The organism is Halobaculum magnesiiphilum (genome assembly GCF_019823105.1).
Classification (GTDB): domain Archaea; phylum Halobacteriota; class Halobacteria; order Halobacteriales; family Haloferacaceae; genus Halobaculum; species Halobaculum magnesiiphilum.
In genome coordinates, this window is record NZ_CP081958.1 from 1045939 (window position 1) to 1064952 (window position 19014).

Consider the following 19014-nt stretch of genomic DNA (forward strand, 5'->3'; position numbering starts at 1 on the left):
CTATCGGAGCTCCGTCTCCCCCTCGCTTAAGCCGCAGGCCGACGAGGCGTTAGGCATGTTCGACCCCGACGACCTCGAATCGATCCGCGAGGGCAAGCGGGAGTGGGAGGAGGAGACCCTCTCCCCGACGCTCGACCGCTTCGGGGAGCGAAAGGAGGAGTTCACCACCGACACCGGCGGCCAGGAGGTGAAACGGCTGTACACCCCCGACGACGTGTCCGACCTCGACTACGAGGAGGACGTGGGGTTCCCCGGCGAGGAGCCGTACACCCGCGGCGTCTACCCGACGATGCACCGCGGGCGCTTGTGGACGATGCGCCAGTACGCCGGGATGGGCACCGCCGCGGAGACGAACGAGCGCTTCCAGTACCTCATCGACCAGGGCTCCTCGGGGCTGTCGATGGCGTTCGACCTGCCCACCCAGATGGGTTACGACTCCGACGCCGCGATGGCCGCCGGCGAGGTCGGGAAGTCCGGCGTCGCCATCGACTCGCTGGAGGACTTCGAGCGCGTGTTCGACGACATCCCGCTGGATGAGGTGTCCACGTCGATGACGATCAACGCGCCCGCCTCGATCCTGCTGGCGATGTACGTCGCCGTCGGCGACCGCCAGGGCGTCGACCGCGCGGAGCTGCGCGGCACCATCCAGAACGACATCATGAAGGAGTACATCGCGCGAAACCTCTACATCTACCCGCCGGAGCCGTCGATGCGGCTCATCACGGACATCTTCGAGTTCTGCGCGAACGAGACCCCCAAGTTCAACACCATCTCCATCTCGGGGTACCACATCCGCGAGGCCGGTTCCACCGCCGCCCAGGAGATCGCGTTCACCCTCGGCAACGGCATCGAGTACGTGCAGGCGGCCGTCGACGCCGGCCTCGACGTGGACGAGTTCGCGCCACAGCTGTCGTTCTTCTTCAACGCCCACAACAACATCCTCGAGGAGGTGGCGAAGTTCCGCGCGGCCCGCCGGATGTGGGCGAAGATCATGGAGGAGCGATTCGGCGCGGAGAACCCCAAGTCGAAGCAGCTGAAGTTCCACACCCAGACCGCCGGGTCGACGCTCACCGCCCAGCAGATCGAGAACAACGTCGTCCGCGTCGGCTACCAGGCGCTCGCGGCCGTCCTCGGCGGCACCCAGAGCCTCCACACCAACGGGAAGGACGAGGCGCTGTCGCTGCCGACCGAGCAGTCGGTCCGGACGGCGCTTCGCACCCAGCAGATCCTCGCCCACGAGTCGGGCGCCGCCGACACGATCGACCCGCTGGCGGGCAGCTACTACGTCGAGGACCTCACCGACGGCATCGAGGAGGAGGCCTTCGAGATACTCGAGGAGGTCGACCGCCGCGGGGGGATGCTCGACGCCGTGAAGAGCCAGTGGGTCCAGCGCCAGATCCAGGACACCGCCTTCGAGCGCCAGCGCGAGATCGAGGAGGGCGAGCGGGTCATCGTCGGCGTCAACGAGTACGAGGTCGAGGAGGAGGACGCCCACGTCGACCTCGAGGAGGTGTCCGAGGAGGAGGAACAGGCGCAGATCGACCGGGTGAACGAGCTCCGCGACGACCGCGACGACGAAGCCGTCGAGGACGCGCTCGCGTCGCTGCGGGACGCCTGCCGCGGCGACGCGAACGTGATGCCCCACATCGTCGACGCGGTGAAGGCGTACGCGACGGTCGGCGAGATCGCCGACGTGATGCGCGAGGAGTTCGGCGAGTACAAGCCCGGGCAGTAGACGCCCCCTTTACCTTCCGCGCGCCGTACCCGCCGGGTATGCGCCTCGATCACGCCGGGATCGCGACCGACGACGCGGCCGAACTCGCCGCGCTGTACGCGGATCTGCTCGACTGTGAGATCGTTCACGAGGAGGAGTTCGACGGGATGGCGGTCGTCTTCCTCGAACTGGGCGGCTCCTATCTCGAACTGCTGGAACCCCTCGGCGACGAGGGGACGATCGCCGGCTACCTCGACCGCAACGGGCCGGGGATCCACCACCTCGCGTTCGCGACCGACGACATCGAAGGCGCGCTCGACCGCGCTCGCGACCTCGGGATCGAGTCCATCGACGACGAGCCGCGGCCGGGCGCGTGGGGCCACGAGGTCGCCTTCCTGCACCCGCGCGACACCGGCGGCGTGCTGGTGGAGTTCGTCGAGCACTGAGGCGCCCGATCGGGAACGGTTGTCACACGGTCCGATCCCTGTTATTTGTACTTCACTGCCGGTAAGATTATTGTCGGGTAGTGGTCGTGTTCATCCGTGCGACGACGCAACTTCCTCGGCGCGGTCGGCGCGAGCGCGGGGGCGCTCGCGGTCGGCTCGACCGGCGCGCGCGCGGAAACGACGGACAGCGATCGGGTGGACGAACTCCTCTTCGACTCGACGGCGAGTCTGCTGGCGGCAGACGGAACGCCCGCGGCCGCCGACGCGGACTTCGTCGCGGTGCGCGCGGAGCCGACCGCGGTCACCGTCGACGAGGACGGCGACGGCGACGCCGTGGAATACCCGGACGACCGGCCGATCCCGCTGGCCGGCGTCGACGGCGACGTGGTCGCCTTCGGCGCGCCCGTCGTCCAGAACGGCACCGACTTCCTCTACGGGAACGAGGAGGTCGTCCTGAACGCGCTCGACCGCGTCGCCGGGTCGGGGACGGTCGCCTTCGACGAGACACACGGGCAGTTCTACGACGCCGACGCCCACACCGCGTTCATCCAGTACGCCGAGCTCAACGGCTACGCCTTCGAGGCGACGGGCACCGACGGCGACTTCGCCGCGGCGCTGTCGAGGGCCGACGCCGCGGTGGTCACCTCGCCGTCGGAGGGGTTCTCCGACGAGGAGCTCGACGCGCTCGCGGCGTTCGTCGCCGACGGCGGCGGCCTGTTGCTGTTCGACCAGTCGGACTTCGGCAACTTCGACGCGACGGACAACCTCAACGAGATCGCGGGGGCGCTCGATCTGGCGTTCCGCTTCAACGACGACCAGGTGATCGACGGGACGAACAACGCGGGCGTCGGCTTCGTCCCGACGACGACGCGGTTCGACGCCGATTACCCCGAGCTGTTCGCCGACCGGAAGGGGCTCGGCTTCGAGGTCGACACCTCCCGGACGTACACCGCGGAGGTCGTGGAGGTGACCGACGGCGACACCGTCGACGTGCGCATCCCGCGCTCGGGCGCGCCCGACTACTTCGATACGGTGCGCCTGCTCGGGATCGACACCCCGGAGACGACCGCCGACCCGGAACTCCCCGCCGAGTGGGAGGGGATCGACTCGATCGAGTACCTCCTCTCGAAGGGCGAGGCGTCGGCGACGTGGGCGCGCGGGGAGCTGTCTGGCGCGACGGTCGACCTCTCGTTCGACCCCGCCGAGGGCGCCCGCGGCGACTTCGGCCGGCTGCTGTGTTACCTCCGGTACGACGCCGACGGCGACGGCTCCCGCGACGACAGCTACAACCGCCGCGCGGTCGCCGGCGGCTACGCCCGGGTGTACGACTCCGGCCTCACGAACCACGACGCGTTCATCGAGGTCGAGCGGACGGCCCGCGAGCGCGGTCTCGGCGTGTGGGAGGGGAGCGACCCCGACGCGTCCGCCCCGACGCGGCCCTCCCGGGTCGAGAAGGTGTTGTTCCCGCGGGCGGCGCCCATCGAGGCCGGCGAGGGGGCGGCGGTCGTCGCTCGCGCGGGCGAGTCGGCCTCGGTTCCCGGCGCGCCGCTGGCGGCCGTCGACGAGGGCGCGAGCGTCGCGCTCGTGGGCGCACAGACGATCGGCGAGGACTACGACGGCCCCGACGCGCCGGTCGACGACCCCGACGCGTACGACGCCTACCAGTTCACCACGGGCGTGGTGGACGACCTCACCGCGCGCGCCGGCGAGGTGCTGATCGACGGCGGGCACGGGCAGTTCGCCGCCGAGGAGTCGGTGAGCGCCGAGGACGCCGCCTACTTCCAGCGGTATCTCGAGGGGCTCGACACCGGCTTCACGCAGTACAACGAGCTGGCGTCGATGCGGAAGCTGACCCGCGGCCGCGCGGTCGTCGTCTCCGCGCCGACCGAGGACTACGCCGACGCGGAACTGGCGGCGCTGCGCCGGTACGCCCGCGGCGGCGGCGCCGTCGTGGTGCTCGCCGGCCGCGCGGCCGACCGCGAACGCGTCAACGGGCTGCTCGACGCGCTCGACGCCGACCTCGCGCTCGGCGCCGGCGCCGTCGACGACGCGAGCGCCAACGCCGGGCGTCCGGACCTCCCCGTGACGAACGACGTGGCCGTCGAGCCGCCGGTGCTCGGGAGCGAGCGCGATCGGGACGAGGGCAAGGGTCACGGTCGCGGCCGCGGCGAGGACGGCGAGGAGGACTCGCTGGCGGGCGCCCTGTTCGGGTGAGTCGCCGGCGAGGACGGCGGTCCCGGAAACCGCGGCGATGGCTCGGCGGTCGCCCCGGCGTTCGGTCGACGCCCCCCTAGCGATGGAAAGAGGGTAGTGGGATGGGGTACATCCGGGTTCCATGCGCGATTGGCTCTCCCACCGGGTCGCCGCCACGCCGGACGCGGAAGCGCTCGTCCTGGCGGCCTCGGGGGAGTCGCTGACGTACGCGGACCTCGACGCCCGCGTCGAGGCGCTGGCGGCCCGGTTCGCCGGGCTGGGCATCGAGCCGGGGGATCACCTCGCGGTCGTCCTCGGCAACCGGATGGAATACGTGGCGCTCGTCCACGCGGCGATGCGGCTGGGCGTCCGGCTCGTCCCCTGCTCCGATCGGCTCACGGCCGCGGAACTGGCACCGAAACTCGCGACCGCCGACGCGACGGCGCTGGTGTGCGGCGACGATACCGAGGCCGTCGCCGTCGCGGCGGCCCTCGGCGACCCCTTCGTCGGAAGCGACGCGGACGAGGAGGACCCCGGCGAGGGCGACGCCGACGAGGGCACCCCCGGCGGAAGCGACGCCGACGCGACGGCGACGGGCTGGCGGTCGGTCGACGGCTTCGAGCCCGCGCGGGTGGACGAGCGCGGCGGCGACCAGGGGGAGGAGGGCGCGACGGCGGACTCGCCCGTTCCGGTCGTCTCGCTCGACGACCCGGACGACGACCGGGTCGTCGGCATCGACGCCGCGCCCGACGGGGAGGTACCCGCCGTTCGCTGGGGTCGCGGCGACACGCTCGTCATGCTGTTCACCTCGGGATCGACCGGGAACCCGAAGCTCGTGCCGCTGTCGATGGGGAACGTGCTCGCGTCGGCGACCGCCTCGGCGTTCCGGCTTGGCGTCCTCCCCGACGACCGCTACCTCGCGACGCTGTCGCTGCACCACACCGGCGGGATCATGCCGCTGTACCGGGCGACGCTGTACGGGACGAGCGTCGTCCTCCGGGAGTCGTTCGACCCCGGCGGCGCCGTCGACGACATCCGCCGGTACGACGTGACCGGCGTCTCGCTCGTGCCGACGATGCTCTCGCGGATGCTCGACGCCCGCGGGACGCTCCCCGACTCCCTGCGGACGGTGTTGCTCGGCGGGGCGCCCGCGCCCGACGCGCTGATCGAACGGTGTCGCGACTTCTCGGTGCCGGTCCACCCGACGTGGGGGATGACCGAGGCCGCCTCCCAGATCGCGACCGCGCGCCCCCGGGAGGCGTTCGACCGCGTCGGCACCGTGGGCCGGCCCCTGCTGTGGACGGACGTGTCCGTCCGCGACGGGGACGGCGCGGCGCTGCCGGCGGGCGAGACGGGGGAGCTCGTCGTCTCCGGCCCGTCGATCGCCGCGGGGTACTACGGCGACGCGGCCGCGACCGACGACGCCCTGACCGACGACGGCGCGCTCCGCACGGGCGACGTGGGCTACCGCGACGAGGACGGCTACGTGTACGTGCTCAACCGCCTCGACGACCGGATCATCTCCGGCGGGGAGAACGTCGACCCCGGGGAGGTCGCCGCGGCGATCCGCGAGCATCCCGAGGTCGACGACGTCGCCGTCGAGGGGCTCCCGGACGACGAGTGGGGCGAGCGCGTCGCCGCGCTCGTCGTCCCCGCGGGGAACCCCGATCCGGACCTGGACGCCGCGGCCGTCGAGTCGTTCTGTCGCGAGCGGCTGGCGGGCTTCAAGATCCCGCGCACGGTCGCCTTCGCCGAAGAACTCCCCCGGACCGTCTCCGGGACCGTCGAGCGACCGACCGTGCGGGACCGGCTCGAACGCGCCAGGGACGCGGAGGCCGAGGCGGAGGAGTCGGACGGCCCGGCCGGTCCGGACGACCTGGGCGACGTCGATGGAGGGTCCGGCGTCGATGAGGCCGCCGGCGCCGACGATAACGGCGGTGGGGACGATACCGAGGGGGCAGACGGGGACGAGGAACCCGACGACGAGAAGTAGCCCCGCTCCGTAAACGCGAAACCTCGGGTCGACCGTTCCACGGAGGTTATGGTCGGGGGTTCCCGAGTGGGAACCATGAACACGGATCTCGGTCTGCTGGACGAGTCGCTGGTTCCGGAGCACGCACACGACGTGAAACGGGAGGCGCGCGAGTTCGCCGAGGAGCACATCGCGCCGGTCGCCCAGGAACACTTCGAGGCCGACGACTACCCGTGGGAGGTGCTGGAGGCCGGCCAGGAGGCCGGGCTCGTCGGCCAGGACATCCCCGAGGAGTACGGCGGCCGCGGGCTCGACATCTATCAGCTGCTCGCGATCGCCGAGGAGTTCTACCGCGCGGACGCCGGCATCGGGCTGACGCTGATGCTCGCCTCCTTCGGCAACGAGCTCGTCTACGACTACGGCTCCGACGAGCAGTGTGAGGAGTACGTCCGCCCCGTCGCCGAGGGCGACCAGATTTCCGGGCTCGCGGTGTCGGAGCCGCAGACGGGCTCGGACCTCGCGGGGATGACGACCGAGGCCGAGAAGGTCGACGGCGGCTACGAGCTCACCGGCGAGAAATACTGGGTCGGCAACGCCGTCGAGGGCGACTGGCTCACCGTCTACGCGAAGACCGGGGACTCCGAGGACCGCTACGGCAACTACTCGCTGTTCATCGTCGAGACTGACCGCGACGGCTACGAGGCCGAGCACATCCCCGAGAAGATGGGGATGCGCGCGTCCAAGCAGGGCCACATCGTCATGGAGGACTGCTTCGTGCCCGAGGAGAACCTCATCGGCGCCGAGGGCGGCGGCTTCTACATGCTCGCGGACTTCTTCAACCACGGCCGCGTCGTCGTCGGGGGCCACGGCATCGGCCTCGCCGCGGCAGCCATCGAGGAGGCGTGGGACTTCGTTCACGACCGCGAGGCGTTCAACCGGAACATCTCGGAGTTCCAGTCAGTCCAGCACGATCTCGCGGACATGCGCACGGAGTTCGAGGCCGCCCGATCGCTCAACTGGCGCGCCGCCGAGAAGCTCCACGAGGGCGACAACGCCGGGCTGTGGGCCGCGATGGCGAAGCTCAAGTCGACGGAGACGGCCGTCGACTGCGCCGAGCGGGGGATGCAGCTGCACGGCGGGCGTTCGATCCTCACCGAGCGCCGCATCGCCCGCGTGTACCGCGACGTACGCATCCCGGTGATCTACGAGGGCGCCAGCGAGGTGCAGCGCAACCTCGTGTACCGGCAGTCGCAGTAGAACGGACTGTCCGATCGGACCCTTCGAGAGGGTGGTCGGTGCGACGGGACGAGTCCCATCGGTGCCAGCTCCGGGGCAGTCCAGGTGGGAGCGATCCGGTTCTACCAGAGTGGTTTCCGTTCCCGGCAGGTTCGGCGGACGAACCCGCCGGATCCGCCGGTTCCGGGATCGGACGCGAACACCTATCTATCCCGTGTGCGTAGTGTTACCACACGATGCCCTCGACACGTGAGGAGACCCACGTCGCGGATCGTCAGGTGGTCGAGGGCGTCTACCGGTTCGGCTCACGCCGGATCAACTGGTACGTCCTCGAAGCCGACGAGGGGTTGACGATCGTCGACGCCGGCCTCCCCGACCACTGGCCCCAACTCGTCGACTGGCTCGATCGAACCGGCCACGAACTCGACGACATAGCCGGGGTCGTGCTGACACACGCGGACGTAGACCACGTCGGCTTCGCCCGGATCCTGGCGGACCGGGGCGTTCCCGTCTACTGTCATCCGGACGACGTACCCCTCCTTCGAAGTCACCCTCAGAGCCCACCCGGCTGGTACCTGCGGAACCTTTGGCGGCCACGCTTTGCTGCCTACGCGATCGAAATGCTCCGAAACGGCGTCAGATCCGTCGATCCGGTTCCCGATGTCGACCCGCTCGTCCCCGGGGAGACCCTGCCTGTGCCGGGCGAGCCGCGTGTGATCTTTGCGCCCGGTCACACCCCCGGGTCGTGTGCGTTGTTCGTCGAGGACCGCGACACCCTCTTCTGTGGCGATGTCCTCGCCACCCGGAACATTTTCACCCAACGGGAGGGGGACCCGCAACTGCTCGGTCCGGCCGACGAGGACCACGCCGAAGCCGCGGAGTCGCTCGCTCGCCTCGGGGGACTGGGAACGGTGACCCTCCTCCCCGGTCACGGGGACCCTTGGCGAGGGGAGATTGACACGGCGATCGCCCTCGCACGCTAACCCAGATCTCGGCATAGATCGATCGCAGTACCGTCCTATCCCGTGATTCCCCCGAACACACGCCGAGCGTATCCGGCTCGAACGGGGCGCGGAACGCCCCTCGATCGCTCCCGGTGAGAACTTGCGGCATGAACTCCCCGAGCCCCCCGGCTTCGCGATGTCACACGCGCTGTGCCCGCGACTCCTTCGTCCGCCGTTCGCTGTCGCGGACCCCCGCGTTCGAGCGCGCACCGGTCGCCTGACCGGTGGCCCGCCGGCACGAGTCGCCGGTCCGTTCACGACACGCCTCGCCGCGAACGCGGCCGTCCGAACGTCCGAACCGGCGTCCCGTCTCGGGGAGTTCACCCCCGCGCTTTACGCCCTCCCCGCCGAACACGGACCCGACACATGATCTCCTCCGAGCGGATGGCGATGGTCGACCGCAACGCCGCGGCGCTCGGCGTCTCGACGAAACAGCTGATGGAGTCGTCGGGCAACGCCGTCGCCCGCGCGGTCCGCGAGCGGGCGGATCCCGGCGACGGCGTTCTCATGGTGTGCGGTCGCGGGAACAACGGCGGCGACGCGATGGTCGCCGCGCGCTTCCTCGACGAGTTCGACACCGAGACCGTCTTGCTGGGTCGACCCGAGACGATCCGCACCGACATCGCCCGGGAGAACTGGGACGCGATCGCCGAGAGCGACCTCCCGACTCGAACGGTCACCGACTCCCGCGAGTTCGACCTCGACGATCACGACCCCGACCTCGTGGTCGACGCGATGCTCGGCACCGGCGTGACGGGCGCGCTCCGGGAGCCCGAAGCCACGGTCGCCCGCCGGCTCAACGCCGCCGACGTGCCCGTCGTCTCCGTGGACGTGCCCTCCGGCGTCGACGCCGACACGGGGACGGCCGCCGGCACCGCAGTCGACGCCGACGCGGTCGTCACCTTCCACGACGACAAGCCCGGGCTCGCGGACCTCGCCGCCGACGTGACGGTCGCGGACATCGGCATCCCGTCGGCCGCCGAGACGTTCGTCGGCCCGGGCGACCTGCTGGCGCTCGACCGCGACGCCGACTCCCACAAGGGCGACAACGGCGAGGTGCTCGTCGTCGGCGGCGGTCCCTACACCGGCGCGCCCGCGCTCGCCGCCCGCGCCGCGCTGCGCGCCGGCGCCGACCTCGTCCGGGTCGCCTGTCCCGCCCCGGTCGCCCGCGAGATCCAGGGGTACGGGCCGGACCTCATCGTCCGCGGGTTCGACGGCGACCGCCTCGCGCCGCGACACGTCGACGACCTCCTCGATCGCGCGGCCGACCAGGACGCGGTCGTCTTCGGTCCCGGACTCGGCAGCGACGACGCGACCCTGGAGGCCGTCGCCGAATTCCTCGCCGGCTACGACGGCCGCGCGGTCGTCGACGCCGACGCGCTGCAGGTCGCCCCCGGGGTCCACACCGACGCCGAGTTGATCTGCACGCCCCACCAGGGGGAGTTGCGGAAGATGGGCGGCGAGACCGCCGCCGACTGGCGCGAGCGAGCCGACCTCGTCACGGAATTCGCGAGCGATCTCGGCCACACGGTGCTCGTGAAGGGCCGGTACGACGTGGTCAGCGACGGCGAGGAGACCCGCGTCGGTCGCACCGGCAACCCGGGGATGACCGTCGGGGGGACCGGCGACGTGCTCGCGGGCGTGACGGGCGCGCTGGCCGCACAGATCGGCTCGACGCTGCAGGCGGCCGCGCTCGCGGCGTGGGCGAACGGACGCGCCGGCGACGACGCCGCCGCGGAGTACGGGAACGGTCTCGCGGCCTCTGATCTCCCGGACCGGATCCCACAAGCCCTCCGCGACGAAGAGGTGTGACATGAGCGACGACGACCTCACACACACCGACGACGCGGGCGACGTGCAGATGGTGAACGTCGGCGAGAAGCCCGACTCCGCCCGGCGGGCGGTCGCGCGCGGCACGATCCACCTCACCGAGTCGACGGTCGAGGCCGTCCGCGGCAACGAGGTGAAGAAGGGCGACGTGCTCGCGACCGCGCGGATCGGCGCGGTGCAGGCGGTGAAACACACCTGGGAGACGATCCCGATGTGCCACCAGATCCCGATCACGAACGTCGACACCGACTTCGAGGTGGACGAGGAGCGCATCGACCTGGAGGTCGCCGTCGAGACGACCGGGAAGACGGGCTGCGAGATGGAGGCGCTCGAGGGCGTCACGACCGGCCTGAACGTCGTCTGGGACATGGTGAAGGCCGCCGAGAAGGACGCAACCGGCGGCTACCCGAACACCCGGATCACGGACGTGGAAGTCGTGACGAAGGACAAGACCGTGCTGGAGTGATCCCGAGCGCCGCGGGTGTCGCGCCGGCCCGATTGCGTCCGCCGGATACCTTTTAGTCACGGCCGCGGAACCACCATCCATGATATCACTCGACGAGGCCGTCACCGCCAGACTGGAGTCGCACGGCACACGATTCGAGGTGCTCATCGACCCGGACGCGGCGCTGGCGATCAAGCGCGGCGAGTTCGAGGGCGACCTGGAGGACGTGATCGCCGCCGAGGACGTCTTCGAGAACGCCTCCCGCGGCGACCGCCCGCCCGAGGAGGACGTCGAGGAGGTGTTCGGCACGACCGACGCGATGGAGATCATCCCGGAGGTCGTCAAGCGCGGGGAGATCCAGATCACCGCCGAGCAGCGCAAGGAGATGCTCGAACAGAAGCACAAACAGCTGGTCAACCGGATCACGCGCAACGCGGTGAACCCGCAGATGGACGACGCGCCTCACCCGCCCGAGCGCATCGAGCGCGCGCTTGAGGAGGCGGGGTTCACCGTCGAGCCGATGGAGCCCGTCGAGAACCAGATCGACGACGCGCTGGAGGCGCTCCGGCCGGTCATCCCGATCCGGTTCGACGAGGTGACGATCGCGGTGCAGCTGCCCGCCGACTACGCCGGCTCCGGGCAGGCGAAGGTGCGCGAGTTCGGGGAGTTGGAGCGCGAGGAGTGGCAAAGCGACGGCTCGTGGGTCGGCGTCGTCACGTTCCCCGCGGGGCTGCAGAACGACTTCTACGACCTGGTGAACGAGGTGTCCAGCGGCGAGGCGGACACGCGCGTCGTGAAGGAGGAAGACGAGATCAGTCGCCGCTAGCGACGCGTCACGACCGGAACCGAACCCGCCGTGGGGAGATCATCCCCGCTTGAAGCCGACGAAGAAGCCGCCGGTGAAGCCCGCGGACACCGACAGCGTGGAGAGGATCGTCTCGACCCACGTGGGTGGCGTCTCGGCGGTCGCGGCGCTGCCGAGCGACTCGAACGCGCCGCCGAGCTTGTCCCAGTTCACCGTCAGGACTCCACGGGATTCGAGGAACTTGAACAGCGCGAGCTCCAGCCCGACGATCACCGCGATCAGCTTCGCGATCTTCTTGGCCGCGAACCCGATGATCCCCCCGATGACGGCCCCCGTCCCCAGCTCGAAGCCGAGCTGCCGGGGGTCGATATCCAACTGTGCGAGCAGTTCCGGTCCTGGCATACCGCGGTGTGGGCCGTCCCCGGTTAAGTCGTTTGTGGGGCGAACGGCTACACGATAGTGATCACGTTATCAGTCATCCGCCCACGCCGGCGGCAACAACGCCACCAACGCCACCAACGACACCGCCGGGCTGTCGTCCCGGATCGATCGCACGACTGCGGCGTCGACTACCCGACGACGCCGGCGCGGAATTGAAGTCCTCCGACCGCGTACTCGCGCGTATGCACGCACAGCCGTCCGACGTTTCGAACCGCGAGGTGGGGGCCGGCCATCCCTGACCGTCGCACCGGGGACGCGCCGACCGCGGTCGTCGCGAAGCGCTTCGACCGCGGACGCGCCGACCTGACGGAGATCACCGAGCTCGCCCGCGCCGCCGGCTACGAGGTGACCGCGTCGCTGACGCAGACCCGGGATCAGGACCCGGCGTACCACTTCGGGGAGGGGAAGGCCGACGAACTCGCACGGCTCGTCGCCCGCGAGGACGCCGACGTCCTCATCGTCGACAACGAGGTCGGCCCGTACCAGACGTTCAACATCGGGTCGAAGCTCCCCGAGGGCGTCGAGGTCGTCGACCGCTTCACGCTCATCCTCGATATCTTCGGCCAGCGCGCGCAGACGCGCAAGGCGCAGCTACAGGTCGAGCTGGCGGAGCTGCGCTACGAGCTGCCGCGCGCGGAGGTGAAGGCGAGCCTCGCGAAGCGCGACGAGCGCCCCGGGTTCATGGGGCTCGGCGAGTACGACGAGTCGCGCGAGCACGACATCAAAGCACAGATCAGCCGCATCAAGGACGAGCTCGACGCGATCGCGGAAACCGAGGAGAAGCGCCGCGAGCGCCGCCGGGAGTCCGGCTTCGATCTGGTCGCGCTGGCGGGGTACACGAACGCCGGGAAGTCGACGCTCTTGCGACGCCTCGCGGACGACCTCGACGTCGACGAGAACGCGGAGAAACACCCGGATATCGACTCGACGGCCGAGTCCGAGAACCAGCTGTTCACGACGCTCGGGACGACGACCCGCCGCGCGAACACCGGGAAGCGGGACGTGTTGCTCACCGACACGGTCGGGTTCATCTCCGACCTGCCGCACTGGCTGGTGGAGTCGTTCAAGTCGACGCTGCAGTCGGTGTACCACGCCGACCTCGTGCTCCTCGTCGTCGACGCCAGCGAGCCCGTCGAGGAGATGCGCGAGAAGCTCGTCACCTCCCACGACACGCTGTACGAGCGAAACGAGGCGCCCATCGTCACGGTGTTCAACAAGGTCGACCGCCTCGACGACGAGGAGCTCCGCCGCAAACGCGAGGCGCTGTCCGCGCTGGCGCCGAATCCGGTGTGCGTCTCCGGCCTGACCGGCGACCGGGTCGACGACCTCCGCGAGCGCGTCGAGGCCGAACTCCCCGACTGGAAGCGCGAGCGACTGTTGCTCCCGCTGTCGGACGACGCGATGAGCCTCGTCTCGTGGGTCCACGATAACGGCCACGTCGAACGCGAGGAGTACGACGCCACGCAGGTGGACCTGGAGTTCGAGGCGCCGCCCTCGGTCGTCGAGCAGGCGCGCTCGCGGGCGGCCGACCTCGACAGCCAGGCGCCGCCGGAGTCGGTCGAATCGCCGTAGTCGTCGCCGCCTCCGACCACGAGATGAACCTCTCGTTTTCGACACGCTTGGTCCCGTTAGCCGGCGGATACCAAACAGGTATCCCGCCAACGCCGGGACCGAGATGCGCGATCACAGGTTCCACGTCGTCTGCCGCGACTGTCCAACCGAGCTCCTGAGCGACTCCGAGCGCGACGCGACACGTCTCGCCGCCGATCACGAGAACGCAGCCGGCCACAACGTCGCGATCGGTCGCGTGGACTGAGCGTGGGCGACGCGGCCGTCTAGCGGAAGAACGCCGCCCGGGCGATGGCCGGGAACGAGCCCCGCCGCTCCGCACGGATCGACCGAGGCTTGTACCGGGCGGCCGATCGACGGGTATGACCGATCAGCCGTCGACACCGACGGATATCGACGACAGGCTCGACGCCGCCGTTGCCGCGGCCGAGCACGGAGGAACCGTCGCGCTCGACTCCTTCCGCACGTCGCTCGACGTGGAGACGAAAGCCGAGGGTTCGATGGACGCCGTCACCGCGGTCGACCGCGCCGTCCAGAAGCGCGTGTTCGAGTTCATCGGCGAGCGATACCCCGACGACGCGGTCGTCGGCGAGGAGGACGACGCGCTGAAGACGGTGCCGGAGGAGGGCGTCGCCTGGGTCGTCGACCCGATCGACGGCACGAACAACTACGTCGCCGGCAACCGCGTCTGGATGACCAGCGTCGCGGTCTGCCGCGACGGCGACCCCGTGGCCGCCGCGAACTACGCGCCCGCGACCGACGACCTGTATGCCGCGGGCGCGGGGCGGACAAGCCGTAACGACACCACGGCCGCCGTCAGCGACGAGACCGACCTCGAGTCGTTCCTCGTCAACCCGATCTTCGGGGTGTCGCGGTCGGATCGGCGGGAACTGTCGGCCGTCGTCGACACCGTGCTCGCGGAGTTCGGCGACCTCCGGCGGTTCGGCTGCGCGCAGGCGGCGCTGTCGGGTGTGGCGGCCGGCGAGCTGGAGGCGACCGTCTCGACGGTCGAGCTCAACGACTGGGACACCGCTGCCGGTGTCCACCTCGTCCGACGGGCGGGGGGCAGGGCGACCGACGTGTACGGCAACCGCTGGCGCCCCGGTTCACGGGGGTTGATCGCCTCGAACGGCGAGGCGCACGACATGCTCGTCGAGACGTTCGATCCCGAGACGTGAGACGGGAGTCGCGACCTGTGCGGGGAGGTGGCGCTCGATCTACCGGAGCGACTCGACCACGCGCAAGATGTCCTCCTTCTCCTGCACGCCGACGAGGCGCTCGGCCTCCTCGCCGTCCGCGAAGAACTGGAGCGCGGGGATCCCCCGGACGCCGGCCTCGCCCGCGAGCCCCTGGAACTCGTCGACGTCGACCTTGAGGACGGTGAGGTCATCGACCTCCGCGGCGACCTCCTCGATCGTCGGCTCCAACATCTTGCACGGGCCACACCAGTCGGCGTGGTAGTCGACGAGGACGATCCCCTCGCTCGTCAGTTCAGTGAACTGGTCCTCGCTCTCGATGTGGATGGGTTCCCCGGCGGGAGTTTGGCTACTCATACCAGTCGGTTGGTGAGTGCGCGTGATAACCGTTCCACACGAATGTCGGCGTCGCGCACGACCGCGAAACCCCCGAGCACAGCGTCGATCCGTCGCGGTCGCGGTCGCTGAGGAGTGGACTGGATAGGATGGGCGGACAGGCGACTCGCGGCGGCGTCCGTCGGTGAGTCGCACACCCGCGGAGCGACGGACGGCGGTTCTCAGCGCATGCGACGGCGTGGTCCCGTCACCGTACTTCAAGTCTCGTACGAGAGCAGGACGCCATCATCGAGGCGTTCCACGTCCGTCAGGTCGAGTTCGGGGAAGTCGTCGACGAACCCCTCCCCGTCCGCGAGGGTCGGCGCCCCGCGGCCGCCGATCACGAGCGAGCCGACGTAGACGGTGAGTTCGTCGACGAGGCCGGCTTCGAACAGCGAGAAGATCACCTCGCCGCCGCCCTCCACCATGACGCGCTCGATCCCCTCGCGTTCGAGTTCGTCGAAGGCGGCCCGGAGGTCGACGCGGCCGTCGTCGCCGTTCTCGCCGTCGTCGCCGCCACCATCGTCGCCGCCGGTCGCGACGACCTCGGCGCCGGCGTCGCGGAGGGCGTCCAGGCGGTCGGGGTCGGCCGCGTCGCTCACGAGCAGGTAGGTGGTCGCCTCGTCGTCGAGGATCCGGGCGTCCGTCGGGGTGCGGGCGCGCGAGTCGGCGACGACGCGGGCCGGGTTTCCGGGACGGCCGTTGCGAAGCCGCTGGACGCGGCGGTCCTCCTCGTCGAGGGTGAGGTGCGGGTCGTCCGCGAGGACGGTTCCGACCCCGACGAGCACGGCGTCGGCGGCCGCGCGGACCCGGTCGACGCGGTCGAAGTCGTCGGCGCCGCTGATCTCGACCTGCTCGCGCCGGCGCGAGGAGAGCTTCCCGTCGACTGAGACGGCGGCGTTGACGTGGACGTACACTGCGCTGAAGTCGCTCCGCGGCGGCTCAGTTCTGCCGGTGCCCGAGGGGCTTCTTCTGCTCCACCTGGATCTCGACGTGGACGGAGTCGGGGAAGTCCATGTGGCCGACCTCGCGGGCGATGTGGTCGTTTCCGTGGATCTCCAGGCGGCGCGCGAACACCTCGAACGACCACTCGCCGAGCTCGTCGCCCGAGGAGAGTCCCTCGTACAGCGGGACGCGGACGCGCTCGGAGGGTTCGGTGTGGGGGCCCTTGCATTCGGCGCCTTTCCGTTCGAGCATATCCCGGATGCCGTTCACGGTGTCGTCGAGCGCGGCCCGGTCCCCGCTTTGGAACCGAAGTTTGGTTACGAAGGTCATGAGCTGAGGGTCTACCCACTCTGTTTCGCCCGAGCGCCAAAAGGGCATCTACCCGCGCGGCGCCACGTGGGGACCTCACACGACAGTCGGCGGAACGCTCACACGGCGGGCAGTGCGTGCATTCGCGACCATCTGGGTGTCGTCTACGGATCGCTCGTCGATGTCGTCACGGCGACGCGTCGACCGGGCTCCGGTTTCGCGGATGCTGGAGGCCGCACAGGCGCCGTTCCGGCAGATGGGCGGGTCTCGGCTCCGACATACTCTTGAACCGGGGTGGCTTACCGTTCGCCAATGCCGGTCGAAGCGACTAGCGCTGGAGCCATCCTCTTCCGCGACACCCGCGGCAAACGGGAGTATCTGCTCCTGAAGAGCCGACCCGGGGACTGGGAGTTCCCCAAGGGCGGGGTCGAAGGGGAAGAGGAACTCCAGCAGACGGCGATCAGAGAAGTGACCGAGGAGGCGGGAGTCGAGGACTTCCGCCTCATCGACGGCTTCCGCGAGGAGTACGACTACGTGTTCGAGGCGGGCGGGAACACCATCCACAAGACGGTGCACCTGTTCATCGCCCACTCGTTCGAGGCCTCCGCGGAACTGTCGACCGAACACCGCGACCTGCAGTGGCGCGACTACGAGCAGGCGCTCAACACCATCACCCAGGACGGCCCTCGCGACATCCTCGAACAGGCCCACGACTACCTGGACGAGCTCCAGGCGACCGAGGCCGAGGGGTACCTCCTCGACAGCGAGACCTGACGGCGCGGTCCCCGTCCCCGACACCATCCGCCCCGCCGCCCCGACGAGCGGCGCGACCGCGCACACCGAAACCGGTTAGTCGACCTCGGCCGCAGTCGCTGACGTGTTTCGGGGCGCCGGCGACAGCGAGTTCGCCTTCGAGCTGCTCGTCAGCCGATGGGCCGAACTCGCCTGGCACCCCGCAGCGGACGACCGGCCGGTCGTCGTCGCGCGACAGCTCGGCACCCGCGAGCGCCGCTGGGACACCGTCGTCGTCGAGGTCGACCCCGACGCGCTGGACGTGCGGCGCGCGTTCGGCGACCGCGGACTCGACTCGGACCTCCTGCGGGTCGTCCGCGGCGCGCCACGCGAGTACGCCTGGTATCGCGACGCGCTCGACGACCCCGGCTTCCCGTGGCGCTACGTCCGCGAGGCCGTCCACCGCGCGGCCGGCCGCGACCTGATCGAGAAGCGCGGCGGGCGGAACGGTCGGATCGAGTTCCGCCGGAAGCGCGAGTACCCCGACTGGGTCGAGCGCGTCGTCGCGATCGAGAACAAGCCGGATCTGGACGCCAGCGCGGCCGCGGCGCTGTCCGACCAGCTCCGTCACGACGTGGACGCCGGCCTCGCCGACGAGGTGTGGGTCGCGACCTCGGCGACCGGGGACCGGGTGTCGCCGGCGCTGTTGGAGGACATGCCCGTGGAGGTCGGCGTCGTCGAGTTCGACTTCTCCGAGGGCGTCGCCGCCGACGCCGCCGAGGTGGTGTGGCACCCGACCGCGCTCGCCGCCGACGGCGACCCCCGAACCCGGCTGCTGTTGGCCGAGCGCGCCTACGGGAAGGGCTGGCGGTCGTTCCGCGAGACGATGCGCCCCGACTGCCGGCACTTCGAGCTTCACAGGGAGGGCCGCGCGCTCGTTCCGTACTGCACGGCGAAAGAACGCGTGCCGACGGCCGCCGAGTGCAAGGGCGGCTGCCCGGACTTCTCGCCGGAGCCGCCGCAATGGCGGACGAACGGCTGGCCGATCGAGGGCGGCCCGGGGAAGGGGGTCCGGGCGCTGCTGGAGCGGCGCCGAGCGCGGGAGCGGCGGCGGGCGGTCGGTGAGGAGTGATCAGGCGGGCGGTCGGCGAGGAATGATCGGGCGATCGGTCGGCGACTCGTGAGTCGCCTCAGGCGTCGCCGTTCACGACGACCTCGACGTCCTCGCGCGGCACCGCCAGCTTGAACGTCGGCACGGTGCGGTAGATCACCTCGACGACGTTCTTGCGCCGGAGGCTCTGGAGCGCGCGGCGCACGTCGCCGGCCTCGGCGTCGACGCCGAACTCCTCCCGGACCTTGTTCAGCACGGAGACGACGGACTCCGAGCGCTCGTCGTGGTCGGCGACGACGCGGAACACCTGCGCGTGGAGTTCCGGGACCGTGATCCGCTCGGGCACCGCGTTCGGGTCGTCCTCGTCGTCGACGACGCCCGGTTCGACGCCGGTGAGTTCGGCTGCCTCGCTCGTTGCTCGGATGAGGCTGTTGTCGTCGCGGTAGTAGTAGTCCTGCAGGTGGTTTTCGAGGTAGCTGTGCACGTCGCTGCCGCTGTCCATCCCCCACCGGTCGCCGAGCTCGCTGTTCTTCGTCGGCTGGAGCCGCACCACGTCGGCGAGTCGCTCCAGTTCCTCGTCGGTGAGGTCGCTCATCGCCGGAGGCTTCCCCGCGGTGGTATTTGGGCCTCCCGGTTGCGGCGTCCGCGACATCGCGGAGTGCCGCCGGGGAAACGGTTAGGTGACGACGCC

19 protein-coding genes are annotated in these 19014 nt (G+C 70.4%); 14 read left to right on the forward strand and 5 right to left on the reverse strand.

The window, feature by feature from the left end:
• The first annotated feature begins 55 nt into the window (after positions 1-55).
• The 9 genes from K6T50_RS05270 (at position 56) to K6T50_RS05310 (ending at position 11666) form a co-directional block, all read left to right on the forward strand.
• Positions 56-1735, forward strand: coding sequence for an acyl-CoA mutase large subunit family protein (locus K6T50_RS05270; protein ID WP_222608352.1), 1680 nt, complete (start codon positions 56-58; stop codon positions 1733-1735).
• 38 nt (positions 1736-1773) lie between these two features.
• Entirely contained in the window at positions 1774-2160 is a 387-nt protein-coding gene (gene mce, locus K6T50_RS05275; protein WP_222608353.1) for a methylmalonyl-CoA epimerase, read from the forward strand.
• Positions 2161-2256: 96 nt separating this feature from the next.
• Positions 2257-4374, forward strand: coding sequence for a thermonuclease family protein (locus K6T50_RS05280; protein ID WP_222608354.1), 2118 nt, complete (start codon positions 2257-2259; stop codon positions 4372-4374).
• Positions 4375-4495: 121 nt separating this feature from the next.
• Positions 4496-6346, forward strand: a complete 1851-nt coding sequence (locus K6T50_RS05285; RefSeq protein WP_222608355.1) for a class I adenylate-forming enzyme family protein — start codon at positions 4496-4498, stop codon at positions 6344-6346.
• Between the two features lie 75 nt (positions 6347-6421).
• Entirely contained in the window at positions 6422-7582 is a 1161-nt protein-coding gene (locus K6T50_RS05290) for an acyl-CoA dehydrogenase family protein (protein WP_222608356.1), read from the forward strand.
• 257 nt (positions 7583-7839) lie between these two features.
• Positions 7840-8544 (forward strand): MBL fold metallo-hydrolase, encoded by a 705-nt coding sequence (locus tag K6T50_RS05295; protein WP_222608357.1) that lies wholly within the window; start codon positions 7840-7842, stop codon positions 8542-8544.
• A gap of 387 nt (positions 8545-8931) precedes the next feature.
• Complete coding sequence (locus K6T50_RS05300; RefSeq protein ID WP_222608358.1) at positions 8932-10377, forward strand: NAD(P)H-hydrate dehydratase; 1446 nt, start codon at positions 8932-8934, stop codon at positions 10375-10377.
• A gap of 1 nt (position 10378) precedes the next feature.
• Positions 10379-10861 carry a cyclic pyranopterin monophosphate synthase MoaC gene (gene moaC, locus K6T50_RS05305; protein WP_222608359.1) on the forward strand — a complete coding sequence of 161 codons (483 nt, stop codon included), beginning with the start codon at positions 10379-10381 and terminating at the stop codon, positions 10859-10861.
• A 79-nt stretch (positions 10862-10940) separates the two neighbouring features.
• A complete protein-coding gene (locus K6T50_RS05310) occupies positions 10941-11666 on the forward strand; it encodes a ribosome assembly factor SBDS (protein ID WP_222608360.1) in 726 nt (241 codons plus the stop codon).
• A 39-nt stretch (positions 11667-11705) separates the two neighbouring features.
• Here the strand turns inward: K6T50_RS05310 and K6T50_RS05315 are convergent, their stop codons facing one another.
• Positions 11706-12047 (reverse strand): FUN14 domain-containing protein, encoded by a 342-nt coding sequence (locus tag K6T50_RS05315; protein WP_222608361.1) that lies wholly within the window; start codon positions 12045-12047, stop codon positions 11706-11708.
• Between the two features lie 270 nt (positions 12048-12317).
• Here K6T50_RS05315 and hflX point away from each other — a divergent pair, with 270 nt between their 5' ends.
• From hflX to K6T50_RS05330, 3 genes are all read left to right on the forward strand, one after another.
• On the forward strand, positions 12318-13658 hold the full coding sequence (gene hflX / locus K6T50_RS05320) for a GTPase HflX (protein ID WP_222608832.1): 1341 nt from the start codon (positions 12318-12320) through the stop codon (positions 13656-13658).
• Between the two features lie 103 nt (positions 13659-13761).
• Positions 13762-13902 carry a hypothetical protein gene (locus tag K6T50_RS05325; RefSeq protein ID WP_222608362.1) on the forward strand — a complete coding sequence of 47 codons (141 nt, stop codon included), beginning with the start codon at positions 13762-13764 and terminating at the stop codon, positions 13900-13902.
• A 115-nt stretch (positions 13903-14017) separates the two neighbouring features.
• A complete protein-coding gene (locus K6T50_RS05330) occupies positions 14018-14833 on the forward strand; it encodes an inositol monophosphatase family protein (RefSeq protein ID WP_222608363.1) in 816 nt (271 codons plus the stop codon).
• A gap of 39 nt (positions 14834-14872) precedes the next feature.
• Here K6T50_RS05330 and K6T50_RS05335 read toward each other — a convergent pair whose 3' ends face one another.
• The 3 genes from K6T50_RS05335 to K6T50_RS05345 form a co-directional block, all read right to left on the reverse strand.
• Positions 14873-15208 (reverse strand): thioredoxin family protein, encoded by a 336-nt coding sequence (locus K6T50_RS05335; RefSeq protein ID WP_222608364.1) that lies wholly within the window; start codon positions 15206-15208, stop codon positions 14873-14875.
• Positions 15209-15444: 236 nt separating this feature from the next.
• Positions 15445-16143: a 2,5-diamino-6-(ribosylamino)-4(3H)-pyrimidinone 5'-phosphate reductase gene (locus tag K6T50_RS05340; protein WP_222608365.1), complete on the reverse strand. Its 699-nt coding sequence runs from the start codon at positions 16141-16143 to the stop codon at positions 15445-15447.
• A gap of 25 nt (positions 16144-16168) precedes the next feature.
• Positions 16169-16501, reverse strand: coding sequence for an uS10/mL48 family ribosomal protein (locus K6T50_RS05345; RefSeq protein WP_222608366.1), 333 nt, complete (start codon positions 16499-16501; stop codon positions 16169-16171).
• Between the two features lie 291 nt (positions 16502-16792).
• Between K6T50_RS05345 and K6T50_RS05350 the strand changes: the two genes are divergently transcribed.
• Complete coding sequence (locus tag K6T50_RS05350) at positions 16793-17254, forward strand: bis(5'-nucleosyl)-tetraphosphatase (protein ID WP_222608367.1); 462 nt, start codon at positions 16793-16795, stop codon at positions 17252-17254.
• A 103-nt stretch (positions 17255-17357) separates the two neighbouring features.
• Positions 17358-18344: a DUF5787 family protein gene (locus K6T50_RS05355; protein WP_222608368.1), complete on the forward strand. Its 987-nt coding sequence runs from the start codon at positions 17358-17360 to the stop codon at positions 18342-18344.
• Positions 18345-18402: 58 nt separating this feature from the next.
• Here the strand turns inward: K6T50_RS05355 and K6T50_RS05360 are convergent, their stop codons facing one another.
• Positions 18403-18918: a DUF5797 family protein gene (locus tag K6T50_RS05360; protein WP_222608369.1), complete on the reverse strand. Its 516-nt coding sequence runs from the start codon at positions 18916-18918 to the stop codon at positions 18403-18405.
• Positions 18919-19014 lie beyond the last annotated feature (96 nt).

Excerpts from the sequence above, each read along its gene's own strand:
- K6T50_RS05335 (WP_222608364.1), bottom strand. The coding sequence starts at position 15,208 with ATGAGTAGCCAAACTCCCGCCGGGGAACCCATCCACATCGAGAGCGAG.
- K6T50_RS05270 (WP_222608352.1), top strand. The coding sequence starts at position 56 with ATGTTCGACCCCGACGACCTCGAATCGATCCGCGAGGGCAAGCGGGAG.
- K6T50_RS05290 (WP_222608356.1), top strand. The coding sequence starts at position 6,422 with ATGAACACGGATCTCGGTCTGCTGGACGAGTCGCTGGTTCCGGAGCAC.
- K6T50_RS05330 (WP_222608363.1), top strand. The coding sequence starts at position 14,018 with ATGACCGATCAGCCGTCGACACCGACGGATATCGACGACAGGCTCGAC.
- mce (WP_222608353.1), top strand. The coding sequence starts at position 1,774 with ATGCGCCTCGATCACGCCGGGATCGCGACCGACGACGCGGCCGAACTC.
- K6T50_RS05325 (WP_222608362.1), top strand. The coding sequence starts at position 13,762 with ATGCGCGATCACAGGTTCCACGTCGTCTGCCGCGACTGTCCAACCGAG.
- moaC (WP_222608359.1), top strand. The coding sequence starts at position 10,379 with ATGAGCGACGACGACCTCACACACACCGACGACGCGGGCGACGTGCAG.
- K6T50_RS05315 (WP_222608361.1), bottom strand. The coding sequence starts at position 12,047 with ATGCCAGGACCGGAACTGCTCGCACAGTTGGATATCGACCCCCGGCAG.
- K6T50_RS05345 (WP_222608366.1), bottom strand. The coding sequence starts at position 16,501 with ATGACCTTCGTAACCAAACTTCGGTTCCAAAGCGGGGACCGGGCCGCG.
- K6T50_RS05285 (WP_222608355.1), top strand. The coding sequence starts at position 4,496 with ATGCGCGATTGGCTCTCCCACCGGGTCGCCGCCACGCCGGACGCGGAA.
- K6T50_RS05310 (WP_222608360.1), top strand. The coding sequence starts at position 10,941 with ATGATATCACTCGACGAGGCCGTCACCGCCAGACTGGAGTCGCACGGC.
- K6T50_RS05350 (WP_222608367.1), top strand. The coding sequence starts at position 16,793 with ATGCCGGTCGAAGCGACTAGCGCTGGAGCCATCCTCTTCCGCGACACC.
- K6T50_RS05300 (WP_222608358.1), top strand. The coding sequence starts at position 8,932 with ATGATCTCCTCCGAGCGGATGGCGATGGTCGACCGCAACGCCGCGGCG.
- K6T50_RS05360 (WP_222608369.1), bottom strand. The coding sequence starts at position 18,918 with ATGAGCGACCTCACCGACGAGGAACTGGAGCGACTCGCCGACGTGGTG.